Source organism: Paraburkholderia xenovorans LB400 (assembly GCF_000013645.1).
Classification (GTDB): domain Bacteria; phylum Pseudomonadota; class Gammaproteobacteria; order Burkholderiales; family Burkholderiaceae; genus Paraburkholderia; species Paraburkholderia xenovorans.
Genome location: NC_007952.1, coordinates 1,919,254 through 1,938,687 on the forward strand (window position 1 = coordinate 1,919,254; position 19,434 = coordinate 1,938,687).

Below are 19,434 nucleotides of genomic sequence, written 5' to 3' on the forward strand. Positions count from 1 at the left end.
CCACGCGCGCTGTGAGATCCCATGCAAACCATCATCGACGATCACGCGTTGTATGTAGCGAAACATCCCGGCACGTTCCTGCTGCAAACCATCAAGGCATTCCGCGCGAACCAGGGCTTGCTGCTGGCGGGCGCAGTGGCGTATTACGCATTGCTCTCCATCGTGCCGCTGATGATCCTGATCGTGATCGCCCTGTCGCGCGTCGTGCCGCAGCATGTCCTGCTGACGGCGCTCGCGCATCTGTTGCAATGGCTGGTGCCTGGGCAATCCAATGCGCTGGTGCGCGAGCTGGCCAATTTTCTCGCGCATCGCGCTGTCATCGGCTGGGTCTTGTTGCTGACCATGATCTTCTTCAGCTCGCTCGCCTTCACCGTGCTCGAGAACGCCATGTCGATCATTTTCGTTCACCGCGTGGTGGTGCGGCGGCGCCACTTCCTGCTCTCGGCCATGCTGCCGTATTGCTACATTCTCTTTCTCGGCGTCGGCCTGCTGATCGTCACCTTCGTGTCGAGCGGCCTGGAGGCGATCGGCGCCGAAGGCATGGACCTGTTCGGCCTGCACGTTTCGTTGCAAGGCCTTTCGCGCGCCGTGCTGTATCTGCTCGGCCTGGCCGGCGAGGTCTTCGTGCTGACCTCGATCTATCTGGTGATGCCGGTCGGGCGCCCTTCGCTCAAACATGCGCTGTTCGGCGGCGTGGTTGCCGCCGTGCTGTGGGAGATTACCCGCCACGTGCTGGTGTGGTATTTCGCGACCCTCTCGCAAGTCAGCGTGGTGTACGGGTCGCTGACTATGGCGATCGTGATCCTGTTCAGCCTGGAATGGCTCGCCACGTTGCTGCTATTCGGCGCCCAGGTGATTTCGCAATACGAACGATTCGGAACCGAGCCGCGTCAGGCGCCGCAGCCGAAGATAGAGACCGGTTGAGGCGAATCGAACGGTGAGCCGCCCGTGCCTGAAAGTCCACGAACCTCCTCACTCCGAGGGTCGATGCCGATTGCATCACACAGGCGGGCTGCTTACGAATCGCATGAGATCCGGAACCAAACGGCGCAGGCGCCGTCAGACGCGAAACCCCTCGCTCCGCGCCACCCAGGCCACACCCAGGCCACACGCGGCCACACGCGGCTGCTCGGCCTGGCGGCAGGACTGCGGTAACATTCTGCTGAATACCGGCCGGCGCGCATGCCTCGCGTAATCGCCGCTCCGACCCGGCAGGCTTCAGGATCCAACAATGAGCATCACCCAGCGCAACAACATACGGATTTCCGGCAGCGGCAAGCGCACTATGGTGCTGGCGCACGGCTTCGGTTGCGATCAGAGCATGTGGCGCTACCTCGCGCCGTCGTTTCACGGCGAGTACCGCACGGTGCTGTTCGATCACGTGGGCAGCGGCTCGTCGGACCTGAGCGCCTACGACACCGACAAGTACGACTCGCTGCAAGGCTACGCCGACGACCTGATCGAGATCATCCGCGAAGTGGCCGAGGGGCCCGTGGTATTCGTCGGCCACTCCGTGAGCGCAATGATCGGTCTCATAGCGAGCCTCGATGAACCCGCGCTTTTCCGCGCGCACATCATGGTCGGCCCGTCACCTTGCTATGTGAATGACGGCGACTACACCGGCGGCTTCTCGCGCGAAGATATCGACGACCTGCTGCGCACCCTCGAAAGCAACTACCTCGGCTGGTCGAGCACGATGGCGCCGGCCATCATGGGTGCGCCGGAACAGCCGGAACTGGGCGTCGAACTGACCAACAGCTTCTGCCGCACCGATCCCGAGATTGCGCGGCAATTCGCGCGCGTCACGTTTCTCTCCGACCATCGCGCCATTCTGTCGCGCGCCACCACGCCCACGCTGATCCTGCAATGTAGCGACGACATCATCGCGCCGCGCGTGGTCGGCGAATACATGCACCGCATGATGCCCGGCAGCACGCTGCATCTGATCGAAAACGTCGGCCATTGTCCGCACCTGAGTTCGCCCGGTGCAAGCGCGGCTGCCATGAGCGCCTTTCTCGGGCCGATGAGCCCGTAACGCGATGCACAGCACGGACTACCCGCTGCCCTCCGCCGATGCGTTGTTCGAGCATGCCGCCTGCGGCCTGCTCGTCACCGATACCAACGGCCGCATCCTGCGCGTGAACGCGACCTTCTGCGGCTGGCTCGGCTATGAGGCGGCGGAGCTCGCCGGCGCACGGCACATCCAGGACCTGCTGAGCGCGGGCGGCAAGGTGTTCTATCAGACGCATTGGGCGCCGCTTCTGCAAATGCAGGGTTCGGTGGCCGAGGTCAAGCTGAACATGCTGCATCGCGACGGCCACATGCTGCCGATGCTGCTCAATGCCGCGCGCCGCCGTCATGGCGAGGTCGCCTACCTCGAAGTGGCCGTGCTGATCGTCGCCGATCGCCATAAGTACGAGCAGGAACTGCTGCTCGCGCGGCGCAATGCGGAGGCGTCCGTGGCCGCGCATCAGCTTGCGCAAAAGGAGTTGCAGGAAAGCCGCGACGTGCTGAGTCTCGCCATGCGCGGCGCGCGCATGGGCGCGTGGTCGCACGAACCGAAGTCCGGCAGGTTCTGGTGGAGCCGCGAACTGGAAGCGCTCGCGGGCTACGCCGAAGGACGCTTTGCGAGCACGCCCGGCGGTTTTTTCGAACTGATACATCCGGGCGATCTGATCGCGCTCAACGAGGCGGTGGACCACGCGGTGGAAACCGGTGACGACTATGTGGCCGAATTCCGCTTCCTGCATGCGAGCGGCGACTGGTGCTGGATGGAAGGCCGCGGGCGCGCCGCCTACGACCACCACGGCGTGCCGCTGATGATCTACGGCCTCGGCATCGACATCACCGAACGCAAGGAAGCGCAGACGGTGCTGCTGCGCCAGGCCGCGATCTTCGAGCACCTGAGCGACGCGATCGTGATCACCGATCTGCGCGGCAATATCACCGACTTCAACGTGGGCGGCGAACGCATGCTCGGTTATCGCATGCGCGAGATTCTCGGCAAGCCGGTCGCAATGTTCCTGCCGCCGGAACAGGCGCCGGGCATTCGCCGGGAAGCGCTGGCGGCGCTCGCCGCCGAAGGCACATGGCGCGGCGAGTTGCCGTTCGTGCGGCACGACGGTTCGCGCGGGGTCTGCGAAACCGTGGTCAAGCCGCTTGCGAACGCGCGTGGCGACATCTACGGCGCGGTCAGCATCAATCGCGACATTACCGAGCGCAGGCGCGCCGAACAGCAGCTCACGCGGCTGAACCTCGAACTCTCCAAAGCCGACCGCCGCAAGGACGAATTCCTCGCCACGCTCGCGCACGAACTGCGCAATCCGCTTGCGCCGATGCGCAACGTGCTGGAGATTCTGCGTTTGAAGGAGTTTGCCGATCCGCAATTGAGCTGGTCGCGCGATGTGTTCGACCGGCAACTGCAACACATGACGCACCTCGTCGACGATCTGCTGGAAGTCTCGCGCATCACCCAGGGCAAACTGGAGTTGCGCAAGCAGCGGCTCGAACTGGCCCGCGCGATGCAATCGGCAATGGAAGCGGCGCGGCCGACCGTGCAGGCCTCGTCGCACCATCTGAGCGTGACGTTGCCGCGCGAGCCGCTGTATCTGATTGCAGACCCCACGCGCCTGTCGCAGATGATCCTGAATCTGCTGAACAACGCCGCCAAGTACACGCCGCCTGGCGGCAGCATCTCGCTGGCGGCTGAGCGCGAAGGCGACGAAGCGGTGATCGTGGTGCGCGATTCCGGCATCGGCATTCCGGGTGAGCATCTGGACAGCGTGTTCGAAATGTTCTCGCAACTCGCGCCGGCGCTCGACCGCTCGCAGGGCGGCCTCGGTATTGGTCTCGCGCTCGTGCGCGGCCTCGCTGAACTGCATGGCGGCACGGTCGCGGCGTTCAGCGAGGGTCCGGGCAAAGGCAGCGAGTTCATGATCCGGCTGCCGCTGACCGCCACCGCCTTGCAGCCCTCCGACAGCGCGCCGCCCGAGGCGCCGCACGCGGCCGGCCTGCGCGTGCTGGTCGTCGACGATAACGCGGACGCCGCCGAAAGCCTCGCGATGGTGCTCGAACTCGAGGGCCATGAAGTTCGCACCGCCGGCGACGGCATTGCCGGCCTCGCGCTGGTCGACACATTTGCGCCTCAGGCGGTGATTCTCGATATCGGCTTGCCGGGCCTGAACGGCTACGAAGTGGCGCGGCGGATTCGCCACGATTACCCGAACGCGGGCATTCTGCTGATCGCCGTCACCGGTTGGGGCCAACAGCAGGACAAGCAAACCGCCGTGGCCGCCGGCTTCGATCATCACTTCACCAAGCCGGTCGATCCACGCGAGTTGCAACGGGTGTTGTGCCGGCAGCAGGTATGAGCAGCGAGCGCGGCGTGTCGAACCGACGCGATATCCGCCACTCGTGCGTTGATGCTCACCCACATCGCTCCGGCATTCCCTGCCGCACGCATTTGCACCGGCACGGCGGCCCATGTTCGACGAAGCCGTTTCAGCGTAATTCAGCCGACAGGTGTCCAGAATCGACGCGTAACCCCTGCGTTCCTGCAAATATTGCAATGCAATAGCAATTCCTGCGCGTTGCCGCCACCGTTACATCCGGGCGAATACAGCGCCGATTCATAGGACGAAAGGGCGCCGACGTCTTTACGCGCGCATTCGGGAATAGGTTCTGCTACCGCCGTTGCGGACCCATTCTTCAGCGGATAGTCTTCCGCTCTTCCCGCCGTTATGATCAGAACCGCTTCTGTTGCCGCGGCATTGTGCGCGGCCTGCCTCACTTCCGCCTGCGTACACATTGGACCGTCCCGCCTGAAAGCCGACCAGGTGGACTATGCGCGCGCCCTCGGCGATGCAAAGAAACGCGAGATTCTCGCCGCCGTGGTCGGCCTGCGTTACGGCGATGCGCCGGCCTTCCTGACGGTCAGCAGCATCATCGCCGCCTATACGTTCGACGCCACCGGCGGCGCGACCGCCAATGCCGGCTCAGGCAGCCAGCCGAGCTATGCGCTCGCGACAGGTAGCGTGTCCTATTCGAATCATCCGACCTTCACCTTCACGCCGACCACCGGCGAAGCATTCGCCTCCGCGTATATCCGCCCGCTTGCGCCGTCGCTGGTGTTGCCGCTTGCCGAAGGCGGCATTCCGATCGATCTCCTGTTGCGCATCACCGCGCAATCGGTGGGCGGCCTGCAGAACGGCAATGCGCTCGGCGGCGAAAATAGCGCGGGCGCGCCGGGTTTCTTCGAACTGCTGCAAGCGTTGCGACGCCTGCAACTGGCGGGCGAGCTGAACGTCGAGTCGCGCCAGGCGGACGGGAAGAACGGCGCAATGGGTGTGTATCTGGTCATGGGCGCCACCACGAGCGGCGAGTCGGCAACCACGGCGGCCGATCTCGCGCGCGTGCGCAAGCTGCTGCATCTGTCTTCGAGCACGCGGACTTATGAAATCGTCTACGGACCGTCGTCGGCCTCGCAGAAGGGCGACAGGATTCCGATGGTCACGCGTTCCGTGCTCGGCATCCTGTCCGACCTCGGCGCCCAGGTGCAGGTGCCTGTCGAGCGTATCAGCGATGGCTCGACCAAGCCGACCGTCGGGCTGATCGGCGGCGAGACGCGGCCGACCATCATCGTGCACTCGGGCAAGACTCCGCCCGATAACGCGTATGTGATGATCGCGTACGGTCCGTCGACGTATTGGGTCGATCGCAACGACTTCGACTCGAAATACGCATTCACGGTAGTGCAGAATCTGATGGCGCTTGCCGAGGCCGATACCAGCAGCAAGGCGCCAGTGGTGACGATTCCGGCGAATTGATATCGCGGTTTTGTCGCACGCTCTTGGTCGCCAGTCTTTGGCTCAGTGAGGCCGCATTCAATTCCGCAGCGTTGACGGCGCACGAATCCAGGCTGCCAATAAAAATCCGGCGGGGCCATTTCATGACGCCCGCCGGATTTTTGCCAAACACGCTATGCGCGCGCTACCGCCCTACTCCTGGCTGCGCTTGCCTTGCACCCGCGCAATCTGCTGCTTTGCCGCTTCGTACACATGCTCCGGCGTGAAGCCGAACTTCTTCTTCAGTTCGGCAAGCGGCGCGGACGCGCCGAACGTATGCATCACCACCTGCGCGCCGAGACGCCCCACATAACGGTCCCAGCCAAGCGAGGCCGCCTGCTCGACCGCCACGCGCGCGTCCACATCCGGTGGCAGCACCGAGTCCTGATAGGCCTCGTCCTGGCGCTCGAAGATATCCCACGACGGCATCGACACCACGCGCGCCGCAATACCTTCGCTCGTGAGCTTCTCATACACGTCGACGCAGACCGAGAGTTCGCTGCCCGTGGCTATCAGGATCACCTGCGGCTTTTGCCCGTCGGCTGCATCGGCGAGCACATAGGCGCCCTTCTGCGTGCCCTTCGCGGCCGCATAGCGGCTGCGGTCCAGCGTGGGCAACGGCTGGCGCGACACCACGATGCACGACGGCCGCCGCGGATCGGCAAGCGCCACGCGCCACGCCTCGGCCACTTCGTTGGCGTCGCCCGGACGCAGCACGGTCAGCCCCGGCACGCCGCGCAGCGAGGCCAGCTGCTCGATTGGCTGATGGGTCGGACCGTCTTCGCCGACGCCGATCGAATCGTGCGTGAACACGTAGATGGCCGGCACTTCCATGATCGCCGAGAGGCGGATCGGCGGCTTCATATAGTCGCTGAAAATCAGGAAGGTCGAGCCGAACGGCCGCAGATTCGACAGCGCGAGGCCATTCACCGCCGCGCCCATTGCGTGTTCGCGAATGCCGAAATGCAGATTGCAGCCGCCGTAGTTGTCGTATTCGAAGCTGCCCGCGCCCTCGAATTTCAGATTCGTTTTGGTGGACGGCGAAAGGTCGGCCGCGCCGCCGATCATCCACGGAACGCGCGCGGCAATCGCATTGAGCACCTTGCCCGACGATTCGCGTGACGCAACGCCTTTCGGGTCCGCGTCGAAGGTGGGAATGTCGCTGTCCCAACCGGCCGGCAATTCGTGCGCTTCGATCTGCGCGAATTCACGCGCGAGTTCGGGGTACTTTCTGCTGTAGGCGTCGTACTTCGCCTGCCATTCCTCGCGCGCCGCCTTGCCGCGCGCGCCGATGCCCGCCGCGAAGCGTTCGTGCACACCGTCCGGCACATAGAAGAATTTATCCTCGGGCCAGCCGTACGCTTTCTTGGCGAGCGCCACTTCTTCTACGCCGAGCGGCTCGCCGTGCGCCGCCGAGGTGTCCTGCTTATGCGGCGCCCCCCAGCCGATGATGCTGTGCACCACGATCAGCGTCGGCCTGTCGGTAATGCTTTTCGCTTCGACGAATGCCGCTTCCAGCGCGGCGGCGTCGTTTGCATCGCTCACATGCAGCGTGTGCCAGTTGTACCCGCGAAAGCGGGTTTCCACGTCGTCGCTATAAGCGAGGTCGGTGTGGCCTTCAATCGTCACGCGGTTGCTGTCGTAGATCCAGATCAGATTGGACAGCTTCAGGTGGCCGGCGAGCGAAGCCGCCTCGTGCGAGATGCCTTCCATCATGTCGCCGTCGCCGCACAACGCGTAGACCCGATAGTCGAACAGCGGCGCATCGGGCTTGTTGAAATGGCTCTCGTACCAGCGCGCCGCCATCGCCATGCCAACGCTATTGCCGAGCCCTTGCCCAAGCGGGCCCGTGGTGGTCTCGACGCCGGTGGTCATGCGGTACTCCGGGTGGCCCGGTGTCTTGCTGCCCATCTGGCGGAAATGTTCGATATCGTCGAGCGAAACTGCGGGTCCGTCGGTCGGGTTGCCGTCGTCGTCCACGGCTTTCACGTTTGCAAGGTGCAACAGCGAATACAGCAGCATCGACGCGTGTCCCACGGATAAGACGAAGCGGTCGCGATCAGGCCAGAGCGGCTCGTCGGGGTCGTAGCGCAGATGGTTTTGCCACAGGTGATAGGCAACGGGTGCCAGTGCCATCGGCGTACCGGGGTGACCGGAATTGGCCTTTTGCACAGCGTCCATCGACAGCGTGCGGATCGTGTTGATACACAGCTGGTCGAGGGCGGGATCGTTTTGCATGGGACACTCCTTGTTCGGCGTTGAAGAGACGGCCGGGACGCGCTGCGTGCCTCGGCGCACCCGGCGAACCGTGTTGACGGGGCAGAACGCATGAGGAACCGCTGCGAGGCCCGACGATGATGCGCCGATGCGCGCAAACCTGCACGGTGCGTGTCATGCGGCACGAGACGGTTCGCTGCTGGAAGCGAACCTTCTTTCAGAGGGCTTGCGGTGCCAACCCGCTCAGCGCGGGCTTCAGCGAAAAGCGCTGCAGGCGCGCTTCAGGCGGCGTGCAGCCAGTGTTCGACCAGCGGCCCATGCTTGCCGTCGATCGGATCCAGCGATGGGAAAGGCAACGCCTCCATCGAAGCGAGTTCGTCCGGCGTGAGCGCTTCGCGGCGGATATCCCACTGCTGGCCCTCCGGATACCCGGCCACCACCTGAAAATGCCGCGCGAACGATTGCAGACAATGGCCGGTGCCGGCCGGCAGCAGGAGCGCGTCGCCGGCGCACAGCGTCACCACCCTGCCACCCGGCCCGCCCACGATCACCTGCGCGGAACCGTCCGTCACGCCGAGTATTTCGTGCGCGGTGGCGTGGAAATGATGGTAGTCGAAGATGCCGTCGCGCCATTGCGGCGGCCACGCGTTGCGCTCGAACAGGATCTCGAACGCCGCCGCCAGATCGCCGCTGGCCGGCATGAGCGCGCGCCGGTAAATCACCACCGGCAGTTTGCGGTTATTCGGCACCCAGTCGTGCGGCTCCAGCATGAAGGCTTCGTACTCGGTCTGAGCGACGTCGAATCCATGCTTCGAATCGTTGTACATGGTTTGCTCCTTTGCGTCCTGCTCCTGATGCTCGCGGTGCTCTGCCGAAGCCGGCGCATGCGGCGGGCCAGGGGGGTCTTTCAGCGCCGCATAAAGCGCGCCTGCCTGTGCGCGTATGGTCTTATCGGCCGCTTTACGCGCAGCGCCGTGTCGTTGGACGAATTTTGCAAACATATGAAGTTAATGCTCCGTGTCTGCCGCATGTGCGCGGCGCCGGCCGGCGCGATCGCAGGTCGCGTAATCGCGGCGCAATCGCTGCGCAGCCTCGTTGGCTTAGCCGCCTATGCCTTGCAGCACTTTTCCCGTGCCGCCGCATAGCGTGCACTGCACGCCTTCGACCGTGCCGGTGCCGTGGCACGCACGGCATACATCTTCGCCGACGCCGGGTGCGTCGGGCGAAGCTTCGTCGCCGGGATTCAGCGGTTCGTCGTCATGTTGCATGCGTCTCTCCGTTGGTTTGGGTGCGTGCCGTTCAGCACAGCCGTCTCAGTCCTTGCGCTGCGACTCGCGTCCGCCGCCTCCTGGCGGCTCCGCATGCGCGCCGGTGCCGAGCGGCACTTCGGCCGTTTGCGCCGGGCGCTCGTCCGAACGCGGCGGATTGGTCTGCCGGTCCACGCCGGTCTGTTCCACGGGCTCGATACCAAGCGGGCTGGGTTCCACGTAGTGCGTGCCGCTCGGCCTGTTGCGCTGCTTTACCGCCTCCGCTGTCTGTTCGTCCGGGCTTTGCTTGAGCTGGTCATCTGGCATGTCGACCTCCTTCGGGTGTCGGGTATGTCTTCACCGCAGCAACATCCGGTCCCTCTCCGTCAATCGTGCGAACGCCGCGCGCGCGGGGACGTGGGCACGCCCATTGCGGCAGCCGGGGATGGAGGTCTGGTTCAACGTTTGTAAAAAGGAGAACATCATGACGATGACGACGATTCGCGTATCCGATACCGAAGTGCAGGTTGAGCGGACCCTGTACCTGTTCGCGCACAAGAACGACGCGGACGCATTCCAGCGTTGCCTGGCCGATACCTCGATCGATAGTTGTTACCGCACCTATCCGCCGCTGGCGGTACGGCCGACGGTGCCTGACGAACATCCGGACGACCCGGGCCGCGGCAGTACGATTTCTCCGTCGCTCGGCGGCATGCCGTAACGGCATCCGTTGCTGTGGCGGCGCGCATGCGCCGCCGTCGTCATTTCTCAGGAGCCGCGCGATCCGCGGCGACGATTTCCCGGCCATATTCGATTGCGGCGCGGCGTGCCTCGTCGGCGGTTGCGTACGGCCCGATTTCGGGCGCGCCGTCGAATGGGAACAGAATTTTTCTGTCCGCCTTTCTGACAACCTTCAGTCCACCTACGTAACGGCCGTCGCCTGTCCCGTGATAGCTGGCGTAAATCTCGAAGTCGTCGTCAGCCACGTCGGCCTTATGTCGCGCCATTTGTCTTTCCCCTATCCCTGCACGTCAGTGCGTCATGTTCAGAGTGATATGGCGGGGCTATCGCCGCTCGGCACCACACGCATGCCGTGACCGAGCAATAGCCGTTCCACGCGGCGGCCACCGGCACCCGCGCGAAATAAAGACGAGTGGCATGCCGGTTGCAATCGACAAACCGACTCGCCGACAGGCACGCATCACACGGAGAACACAATGAGAAAGACGAGCACCAGGACGAGCACATTCCGCATGCCGGATCTGCGCCTGCATACCCCGGCCCCGCCGGAGATCGATCCCGACACACCGCCTCCGACCACCGATCCCGACCCGTCGCCGCCACCCGACGACGTGCCGCCGAGCGATCCGGCACATGTCCCCGAAGGCGATCCTCCTGTCAAACCGCCGCCCGTCAGCGCTGCTTGCTGTCGAACGCTGCGAAGGTTGTAAGCGCAAATTAATCCAGTGGTCCGGTAATTGCGGACTCCTCTTCGTACGAGCCGGCATTCGTTCAGGCACCGGCCAACCCGCGAGGAGCGAACAATGAGCACGGATCAGATCACCGGAACAGCGACCGGCGGCACGACAGACACCCCATCCGACAGCGCGCCGCTCAAGGAATATCGCAACGCGGCGGGCGGTTGGGGGTCGGTGAAAGCGGTCGCGTCGATACTCGTGCAGGAACACGTCACGTTCAACGGCAGCCGCATCCTGTCACAGCAGAACAAGGCTGACGGCTTTGCGTGCGTGAGTTGCTCATGGGCCAAGCCCGCAGACCCGCACCTTTTCGAGTTCTGCGAAAACGGCGCGAAGGCGACCGCCTGGGAAATCACCAACAAACGCATCGATGCCGACTTTTTCGCCGCGCACACCCTGAGCGAATTGCGCTCGTGGAGCGGCTTCGAGCTCGAATCGCGCGGCCGTCTGACCGCGCCGATGCGCTGGGATGCCACGACCGACCGTTACGTGCAGACCACCTGGGAACATGCGTTTGCCGGGATCGCGAAAGAACTCCAGGCAATCGACCCAAACGAGGCGGTGTTCTATGCGTCCGGCCGCGCGTCGCTCGAAACGTCGTACATGTATGCGCTGCTCGCCCGGCTGTATGGCACCAACAACCTGCCCGACAGTTCGAACATGTGTCACGAGAGTACTTCGGTTGGCTTACCAAAATCGATCGGCGTGCCGGTCGGGACCGTGCAGCTCGAAGACTTCACGCACACCGACTGCATGCTGTTCTTCGGCCACAACACCGGCACCAACGCGCCGCGCATGCTGCATCAGTTGCAGGACGCGCGCAAACGCGGAGTGGAGATCATCACTTTCAATCCGCTCAAGGAACGCGGACTGGTCAGCTTTGCGAACCCGCAATCGCCGCTCGACATGCTCACCCCCTCTGAGACGCAGATCAGCACGCAATACCATCAGGTGAAGATCGGCGGCGACGCGGCGGCGATTGCCGGACTCTGCAAGCTGCTGATCGAATGGGACGACGAGGCGCAGCGCAACGGGACGCCGCGGGTGCTGGATGCAGCGTTCATCGCCGAACATACGCACGGCTTCGAAGCCTTCGCCGACGCCATGCGCGCTACCTCATGGGAAGAAATCGAGGAACGCTCGCAACTCGGCCGCGCCGCGCTGGAAAACGCGGCGCGCGTCTACGCCAATGCGAACGCCGCAATGGTGTTGTACGGCATGGGCATCACGCAGCATCGCAACGGCGTGCATAACGTGCAGATGCTGTCGAACCTGCTGCTTCTGCGCGGCAATATCGGCCGGCCGGGCGCGGGTATCTGCCCGATTCGCGGCCATTCGAACGTGCAGGGACAGCGCACGGTCGGCATCACGGAGAAGCCTGAACTCGCACCGCTCGACAAGCTGAAGGAACTGTATGGCTTCGAGCCGCCGCGCGACAAAGGCATGACCACAGTCGAAGCCTGCCGCGGCGTGCTCGACGGCAAGGTCAAAGCGTTCATCGGCCTGGGCGGCAATTTTCAGGTGGCGATTCCCGATCATCATGTGATGGATCCGGCGTGGCGGCGGCTGCGGCTCACGGTGCAGATCGCCACCAAGCTCAACCGCAGCCATCTGTTGCACGGCGAAGTCGCCTACCTGCTGCCGTGCCTCGGGCGGATCGAGATCGACCGCCAGGCAAGCGGCGAGCAATGGGTCAGCGTGGAGGACAGCACGGCGTGCGTGCACGGTTCGCATGGACTCGCCGAGCCGGCCGGCGATATGCTGCTGTCCGAGCCGGCCATTGTCGCGGGCATCGCGAAGGCGCTGTTGCCGCGCAATCCCGACGTGGACTGGGATGCTTGGGTGAACGACTATGCGCTGGTGCGCGAGGCGATCGAGCGCACCTATCCGGATCAGTTCAAGGACTTCAACCAGCGCTTCAGGCAGCCGGGCGGGTTTCACCGGCCGCTCGCCGCTTGCGGGCGTAAATGGAACACGGAAAGCGGCAAGGCGAATTTCATCGTGCCCGATACGCTGGACGAAGATGCGGACATGCCGTCGCGCGGCCCCGACGTGTTGCGCCTGATGACGACTCGCGGCGACAGCCAGTTCAACACCACCGTCTACGGTCTCGACGACCGCTTCCGCGGCGTGCACGGCACACGTGACGTGCTGCTCATGCATCAGGACGACATGACCCGGCTCGGCCTGGCGGAAGGCGACGCGGTATGCGTCTCCACCGATTCGAACGACGGCGTCCCGCGCGAGGTCGACGGCATGCGTGTTCACGCGTTCGACATTCCGCCTGGCTGCATCATGGGCTATTACCCGGAATGCAACCGGTTGATTCCGCTCTCACATCACGCGAAAGCGAGTCAGGTGCCGGCCTCGAAGTCGGTTCCGGTGCGGCTGCGCAAATCGGCGGCGGTCGAGCAGGCTGCCGCCTGAGGATGCGCAAAAGCGCAAGTCAGAACTGATGCAGCATGCCGACGTAAGCACCGGTCTGCGATTCGCCGACAAGCGGACTCGTGTTGCCGGCCGCATCGCGCGGCGATGCTTCGAGCGAGAAGTTCGAGTTGCTGCCGTTGTGCACATAGCCCACCGTGCCGTACAGGAAGGTACGCTTCGACAGGTTGTAGGTGGTGCCGAGCACGTACATCATCGCGTGGCCCGACGGGTCATGCGCGGCATCGCCCGAGCCGTCGCCCACCTTCACGTAGTAACCGCCCGCCGTCACGGCCCAGCTCGGCAGGAAGCTGTAGGTGGCGCCGAGCCAGTAGTGATCGGCGGTGTCGGCCACGCCGGCCGGCGAATCGGGCGCCGAGTAATGCGTATAGGCGCCCTGGATCTTCACCGCGTTCAGACGCACATTGGCGCCCACGAAATATTCGCGTGACGCCTGGAAGATATTGCTGAAGCGGCCATTGGCATCGCGCAGTTCGTCGTAGATGCCGCGCACGTCGAAGAGCGGCGAGTGATACGTCAGCATGATGCCGTCCGAGCGGCCGAACTCGCCGGCCGCGCCGCTGTTGAAGGCACCGGGCTGATTGCCGAACGCATATTGCGCCTGCACGTCGAAACCCCAGAACACCGGGCTGTGATACTCGACGTTGTTGCTGGTCTGCTGCCAGTTGCGCCCGCGCACGAGCGAGGCCGACGAAAACGCCTGCTGCACGAACGGGTCGAATTCCCACACGCCGTCGCTGTCGATAAACAGATTACGGCCGGCCTGCAACGTGCCCCACTGCTCGCTCTTCTACCCGGCGAACGCGCGCCGCGACCAGAGCCGCCCGCCGCTCGTCGTGCCGTTCATGACCTGCAAACCGGTTTCGAGGTTGAAGATGGCATTGAGGCCGCCGCCCAGATCTTCATTGCCTTTGAGGCCCAGCATACTGGTGCCCCAATCGCCGCCCTCGGCGCTCCAACGGCTTGAACTGCCGCCCGCGCCGTTGTTGACGTGATTCAGATATTCCAGGCCGGCGTCGAGGCGGCCATATAACGTCACGCTCGTTTGACTATATGCGAGCGGACTTGCCACTGCGAGAGCAGCCATTAATTTTGTACGTAGTCTCATTGTTTTGCCGTGAGTTTTTTATGTGGCGATGCAGGGCAAAGCAGACTGCGAATGTTTCAAAACTACTTCAGCGCGCCGTCCCGAGTTCCGATAAAACACGAGCTATGGACCGCTACAAGGCAAGCGTGATGCGAGATTCAGCCTGAATTGCGAGAGAGATGTTGCAAAACTACATCGCCGGTTCGTCGAACTATAGGCGATACGCGCGTGCCCGCCTATCCGCTTCGCGCAATTAACTCTTGCGGCCCATGCACTCGACACGCACGGCAAAGATCCGCAACGGGCGATCGAAAGCCGCTCAAGATAAGATAGTCGGTCATCCGGCATCAGCCAAATCGCAACGCATTACTCGTTATCGACTATTCGACCTTTGCCATGAACGCGCCCGAACTGACCGAAGACGAAAACCTTGGCCTTTACCAGCGCGCAACGGAAAACGGCGCGGAATGGTGGCGCGTGAGTGTGGCCGACCGCCCGGAAAACTATCGCCTCGAACATGGCGTAGACAACGGCGGCGGACCCGGCGCGGTCGATATCGATCTCGTGGTGGACGCGGAAAATCTGCGCGCGAAGCTCAAGAAATGGCGCCGCGAAGGCTTCGCGATCGACACGGACGGCGCCGCCGGCGAGCAGTCCGCGGCCGGCCGCGTCGCCTTCATGCCGGAACTGCAGCGCGCCGCGGCGCGGGCTACGGCGGCGAAACACCGGCAGGCGGAAGGCACGGGCGAAACCGTGCGCATCGGTCATGTGGAGATGCGCTGCGGCGCCGACCATCCGCTCGTGCCGCGTTTGAACCGCGCCTATCTGTTCTCCGACCGCTTTAACGACATTGTCGAGGACATCGTCGAAAACCGGCGCGTGATGCTGATCGGTCACACCGGCGCCGGCAAGACCAGCCTGATCGAACAGGTCGCGGCACGTTCGCGTCACGGCGTGCTGCGCTCGAACATGAATGGGCAGACCACCGTCGGCGATTTTGTCGGCTTCTGGACGGTCAAGGGCGGTGAGACGATCTGGGTGGACGGCGTGCTGCCCACGGCCATGCGCGAAGGTCTGTGGCTGATCGTCGACGAGATCGATTTTGCCGAGCCGTCGATTCTCGCCGCCCTCACCGCCGTGCTCGAACCGCACGGCCGCCTCGTGCTGAAAGAGAAAGGCAACGAGATCGTGGCGCCGCATCCGGATTTCCGGCTGTTCGCCACGGCGAACGCGGTCGGTGCGATGAGTCAGTTCCGGCATCTGTATCAGGGCGCCAATCTGATGAACGAGGCGTTTCTGGATCGCTGGCGCGTGTATCTGCTCGACTATCTGACACCCGCTGAAGAAGCCGACGTGCTGATGGCCACGCTGGCCCCGCACATGACGCGCACGCTCGCCACCACGCTCGCCGCGATCGCCGCCGACTGCCGCGCGGCGTTCGCCCGCGAAGACCTCTCCAGCGCATTCTCCACCCGGCGCCTGCTCGACTGGGCCGAACTGATGCTGCGCACCGGCGACCCCGAACGCGCCGCCGCCCCCGCCATCTACGCGAAGGTGAGCCCGGAAGACGCTGCGTTGATTCGCGGCATCATCCGCCATCACATCGCGCCGGCTCCCGGCGCGTGAACGCCATGCACGCCACGCGCGATATGCGTGACACGCGCGGCTTCGCGTTCGAATCCACGCTCAGCAAGGTCGCCCGCGTGCTGACCGGGCAATACGGCGTGACGGTCGCGTTCAGTCCGGACGGTCCGCGCGTCGAGCCCGGGCGCATTGTGATTCCCGACTACGAGTTGAATGGCGGGGTCGAGCGCGATGTGCTGATCGGCTATCTGGATCTGCTGGTCGCGCGCGCCAGGCATGCTTCGCTCGCGCAACTCGACGCGCTGCCCTCGGGCGTCGCCGCGAATCTCGCGCAGGTGATCGAAGACCGCCGCGTGTGCGGGCAATTGCTCGACGAATATCCGGGCGCGCGCTGGTTCATCGGCAGGTTGCGCCTGCATGCCGCCGAGCGCGTGCGGCAGCGCTGGCCGAAGCTGCATTGGCGCGACAGGCTGGTCTGGCTGGTGGAGCGCGCGTTGTGGGACGAAACGCCCACCAGCACCGAAGCAAGCCATTCGCTGCTCGCCGCCTTGCATGCCGCGCAGGACCTGCTGCACGACGCCCGCGCGAGCCGTTCGACCGCGCAGAGCATCGCGTCGGCGCAGGCGCTCGTGGCGCGCGTACGCGCGCTGTCGGCGGGCGAAGTGAACAGCATGGCGTTCACCGCGGATGCGCTCGACGACATCGATACCGAAACGGCCGCGTCATCGTCCGCGCCGCTCGATGACGGCGACACCGTGCTGCCCGATCAGGCCAGCGCGAACTCGCCGCCGTCCGATCGAAGCGGCGGCGCGCAGGCAGACAACGCGGTCGGCATGGGTCGATCGCCGGCGGACGCGCAACAGCCGTCAGAGCGTTCCGAAGGCAACGCAGCCGGCTTCCCAGCGGATGCATGGCGAGCCCGGCTGTCGATTCCGCTCGCCACCGAGTTCGACGACATCCGCGATCTCACGGGCCAGGGCGACAGCGCCGCGTGGCGCGAACTGCGGGCGCAGGCTCGCGCGGACACCGCGCCGCTCAAGGAAAAGCTCGAACGCGCGCTGAGCGCGGACGAGCGCACCCGCTGGCGCCGCGAGCAGGAGCGCGGCGAGATCGATCGCACCGCGCTGGCCAAACTCGCGACTTCGCCCGGCTATCGCACGCCGTTTCGCACGCAGCGGGCCGCCAAAGGACGCGACGTGGCCGTGACCCTGCTGATCGACCGCAGCGGCTCGATGGCCGGCCGCAAGATCGAACTCGCGCGCCAGTGCGCGGCCGCCCTGTGCGATGCGCTCACGCAGTTGTCGTTCGATTGCGAAGTGCTCGGCTATTGTTCGGTCGAATCCCCGCCCATGCAGCAGCTCTACGCACGGCAACTCGCCGCCGGTGCGGATTTGCGGCGCTATAACCGCTTCGTCGAACGACTCGATCTGAAGGTCTACAAACGCTTTGGCGCGACCGATCTGAGCGGGATCGCCGCAATCGACTGCGGACACGAGAATCCGGACGGCGAGGCGCTGGCCTGGGCCGCGACGCGGCTCGCCGATCACCCGGCCGAACGCCGCATTCTGATGATGTTTTCCGACGGCTACCCGTCCACCGGCGACGGCGATCCGCAGGTGCTGCGCAGCGATCTGCGCGAGCGCATTGCGGCGATCGGCAAGCGCGGTATCGAACTGGTGGGAATCGGCGTGCTGACCGACGCGGTGGAGGACTTCTATCCGCACAACGTGGTAGTGAGCCGCCTCGCCGAACTGCCGGCGACGGTGTTCTCCGTATTGAGCGCAATGTTGCTCGCACGCTGACACCACCGCTCGCGCGGCTCAAAACGCATTCAGCGGAATCTTCAGGTAACGCACGCCGTTGTCTTCCGGCTCCGGAAACCTGCCCGCGCGGATGTTGATCTGAATGGCCGGCAGAATCAATGTCGGCATGCCGAGCGTGCGATCGCGCGCGGTGCGCATCGCCACGAACTCCGCCGCGCTCACGCCGTCGTGCAGATGAATATTGCCGCGCCGCTGTTCGGCCACCGTGGTTTGCCATTGCGGCCCGCGCGAAGGCGGCGGGTAGTCGTGGCACATGCACAGCCGCGTGCCGGGCGGCAGCGCGAGCAGCGTGCGCACGGAGTCGTACAGGGTATGCGCGTCGCCGCCGGGAAAATCGCAGCGCGCCGAGCCGACGTCCGGCATGAACAGCGTATCGCCGACGAACACCGCGTCGCCGATCCGGTACGCCATGTCCGCCGGCGTGTGGCCGGGCACATGCCACGCCTCGCCGCTCAACTCGCCAATGCTGAAAGTCTCGCCGGGCGCGAACAGATGGTCGAACTGGCGGCCGTCGGTGCGCATGTCCTCGCCGAGATTGAAGATGCGCCTGAAGGTGCTCTGCACGATACGAATGCTCTCGCCGATCGCGATCTTGCCGCCCAGGGTGTCCTTCAGGTACTGCGCGGCCGACACGTGATCGGCGTGCGCATGCGTCTCCAGCAGCCATTGCACGCGCAAGCCATGCGCGTTGACGAACGCGACGACCCGCTGCGCCGATTCCGTCGACGTGCGGCCCGACTTCGGATCATAGTCGAGCACCGGATCGATCACCGCGCACAGCGAACCTTGGGCCGCATAGACGACGTACGTGAAGGTACCGGTGGTGTCATCGTAAAACGCTTCGATCTGAGGCGTCATGGTCGGCTCCCCCGCTTACGCCGATTGCGGCCTGAACGGATACTGTTCGATCTGGCCGCCGCGCGCCACCACCACCGTGCTCTCGGGAATCTCTTCCCACCAGCCCGGCAGGTCCGCGAGCGGCTCGGACAACACCAGAAACGCATTCTCGCCGGCCGCCGCGATGCGCGGATCGTCGGGATACAACTCGTGCAGATGATGAAACGAGGTGCTGTGAAACAGCGAGCGCGACTGCCCTTCGCTCGAATAGCGCACTGCTACGATCTGCTCGCCGTCGGTCACGCATACCGTCATGTTCAGCGGTTCATCCACGCCGTGCTTGCGGCCGGTTTCCTCGACGAATGCCACCATCCGCTCCAGCGCGGTGACCGGCGCCAGTTCCAGGCCGAAGGTCAGCGCGAGAAAAAACATCACCTCGGAATCCGTCGAACCCTCGATGGACGGAAACAGATCGGGGTCGATCATCACCATCAGATCGCGGCGCACCGCCGGATAGTTGCGGATCAGGCCGTTATGCGCGAAGAGCCAGCGGCCGTGGCGAAACGGATGACAGTTGGTTTCCTGCGAGGGCGTATCCGTCGCCGAACGGACATGCGCGACGAACAGCGGCGCGCGAATCGCCCGCGCCGCTTCGCGCAGATTGCGGTCGCTCCACGCCGGCTGGATGCAGCGGTAGCGAAACGGGATATCGGTCGGCTCGCCGTACCAGCCGATGCCGAAGCCGTCGCCGTTGGTCGTGGTGTAGCCGAGCCGCGAATGCAGGCTCTGGTCGATCAGGGAATGTCTGGCGTTGAACAGCACCGTCTCGAGCTGGAGCGGGTTGCCCGTGTATGCGAGCCAACGGCACATGAA

The 19,434-nt window shown here is 64.5% G+C and carries 15 protein-coding genes and 1 pseudogene; 8 read left to right on the forward strand and 8 right to left on the reverse strand.

The window, feature by feature from the left end; all coding sequences use genetic code 11:
- Window positions 1-21: 21 nt before the first annotated feature.
- From BXE_RS30490 to BXE_RS30505, 4 genes are all read left to right on the forward strand, one after another.
- Window positions 22-924, forward strand: coding sequence for a YihY/virulence factor BrkB family protein (locus BXE_RS30490; RefSeq protein ID WP_011491970.1), 903 nt, complete (start codon window positions 22-24; stop codon window positions 922-924).
- 307 nt (window positions 925-1,231) lie between these two features.
- A complete protein-coding gene (locus BXE_RS30495) occupies window positions 1,232-2,035 on the forward strand; it encodes an alpha/beta fold hydrolase (RefSeq protein ID WP_011491971.1) in 804 nt (267 codons plus the stop codon).
- A gap of 4 nt (window positions 2,036-2,039) precedes the next feature.
- The gene (locus BXE_RS30500) at window positions 2,040-4,370 is read left to right on the forward strand and encodes a hybrid sensor histidine kinase/response regulator (protein ID WP_011491972.1); all 2,331 of its coding nucleotides are present in this window, start codon (window positions 2,040-2,042) and stop codon (window positions 4,368-4,370) included.
- A 369-nt stretch (window positions 4,371-4,739) separates the two neighbouring features.
- On the forward strand, window positions 4,740-5,825 hold the full coding sequence (locus BXE_RS30505) for a hypothetical protein (protein ID WP_040124680.1): 1,086 nt from the start codon (window positions 4,740-4,742) through the stop codon (window positions 5,823-5,825).
- Between the two features lie 171 nt (window positions 5,826-5,996).
- Here the strand turns inward: BXE_RS30505 and tkt are convergent, their stop codons facing one another.
- The 4 genes from tkt to BXE_RS30520 all read right to left on the reverse strand — a co-directional run bounded on the left by tkt (window position 5,997) and on the right by BXE_RS30520 (window position 9,634).
- Window positions 5,997-8,081, reverse strand: coding sequence for a transketolase (gene tkt / locus BXE_RS30510; protein WP_011491974.1), 2,085 nt, complete (start codon window positions 8,079-8,081; stop codon window positions 5,997-5,999).
- 260 nt (window positions 8,082-8,341) lie between these two features.
- Entirely contained in the window at window positions 8,342-8,887 is a 546-nt protein-coding gene (locus BXE_RS30515) for a cupin domain-containing protein (RefSeq protein ID WP_011491975.1), read from the reverse strand.
- Between the two features lie 273 nt (window positions 8,888-9,160).
- Window positions 9,161-9,328, reverse strand: coding sequence for a hypothetical protein (locus tag BXE_RS46705; RefSeq protein ID WP_167540889.1), 168 nt, complete (start codon window positions 9,326-9,328; stop codon window positions 9,161-9,163).
- A 45-nt stretch (window positions 9,329-9,373) separates the two neighbouring features.
- A complete protein-coding gene (locus tag BXE_RS30520) occupies window positions 9,374-9,634 on the reverse strand; it encodes a hypothetical protein (RefSeq protein ID WP_011491976.1) in 261 nt (86 codons plus the stop codon).
- Between the two features lie 157 nt (window positions 9,635-9,791).
- Between BXE_RS30520 and BXE_RS30525 the strand changes: the two genes are divergently transcribed.
- Complete coding sequence (locus tag BXE_RS30525; RefSeq protein ID WP_011491977.1) at window positions 9,792-10,028, forward strand: hypothetical protein; 237 nt, start codon at window positions 9,792-9,794, stop codon at window positions 10,026-10,028.
- A gap of 40 nt (window positions 10,029-10,068) precedes the next feature.
- On the opposite strand, the gene BXE_RS30530 is transcribed toward BXE_RS30525, so the two are convergent.
- A complete protein-coding gene (locus tag BXE_RS30530; protein WP_007177397.1) occupies window positions 10,069-10,314 on the reverse strand; it encodes a DUF6723 family protein in 246 nt (81 codons plus the stop codon).
- Window positions 10,315-10,851: 537 nt separating this feature from the next.
- Here BXE_RS30530 and BXE_RS30535 point away from each other — a divergent pair.
- Entirely contained in the window at window positions 10,852-13,212 is a 2,361-nt protein-coding gene (locus BXE_RS30535) for an FdhF/YdeP family oxidoreductase (protein WP_011491978.1), read from the forward strand.
- A gap of 19 nt (window positions 13,213-13,231) precedes the next feature.
- Here the strand turns inward: BXE_RS30535 and BXE_RS30540 are convergent.
- Window positions 13,232-14,338 (reverse strand): annotated as a pseudogene (locus BXE_RS30540) (porin).
- Between the two features lie 375 nt (window positions 14,339-14,713).
- Here BXE_RS30540 and BXE_RS30545 point away from each other — a divergent pair.
- Both BXE_RS30545 and BXE_RS30550 read left to right on the forward strand, forming a co-directional pair.
- Complete coding sequence (locus BXE_RS30545; protein ID WP_040124677.1) at window positions 14,714-15,943, forward strand: AAA family ATPase; 1,230 nt, start codon at window positions 14,714-14,716, stop codon at window positions 15,941-15,943.
- 5 nt (window positions 15,944-15,948) lie between these two features.
- On the forward strand, window positions 15,949-17,703 hold the full coding sequence (locus BXE_RS30550) for a cobaltochelatase CobT-related protein (RefSeq protein WP_011491980.1): 1,755 nt from the start codon (window positions 15,949-15,951) through the stop codon (window positions 17,701-17,703).
- Window positions 17,704-17,721: 18 nt separating this feature from the next.
- On the opposite strand, the gene BXE_RS30555 is transcribed toward BXE_RS30550, so the two are convergent.
- Together BXE_RS30555 and BXE_RS30560 are read right to left on the reverse strand one after the other, a co-directional pair.
- Complete coding sequence (locus BXE_RS30555; RefSeq protein ID WP_011491981.1) at window positions 17,722-18,582, reverse strand: MBL fold metallo-hydrolase; 861 nt, start codon at window positions 18,580-18,582, stop codon at window positions 17,722-17,724.
- 15 nt (window positions 18,583-18,597) lie between these two features.
- Window positions 18,598-19,431: a class II glutamine amidotransferase gene (locus BXE_RS30560; RefSeq protein ID WP_011491982.1), complete on the reverse strand. Its 834-nt coding sequence runs from the start codon at window positions 19,429-19,431 to the stop codon at window positions 18,598-18,600.
- Between the last annotated feature and the right edge of the window lie 3 nt (window positions 19,432-19,434).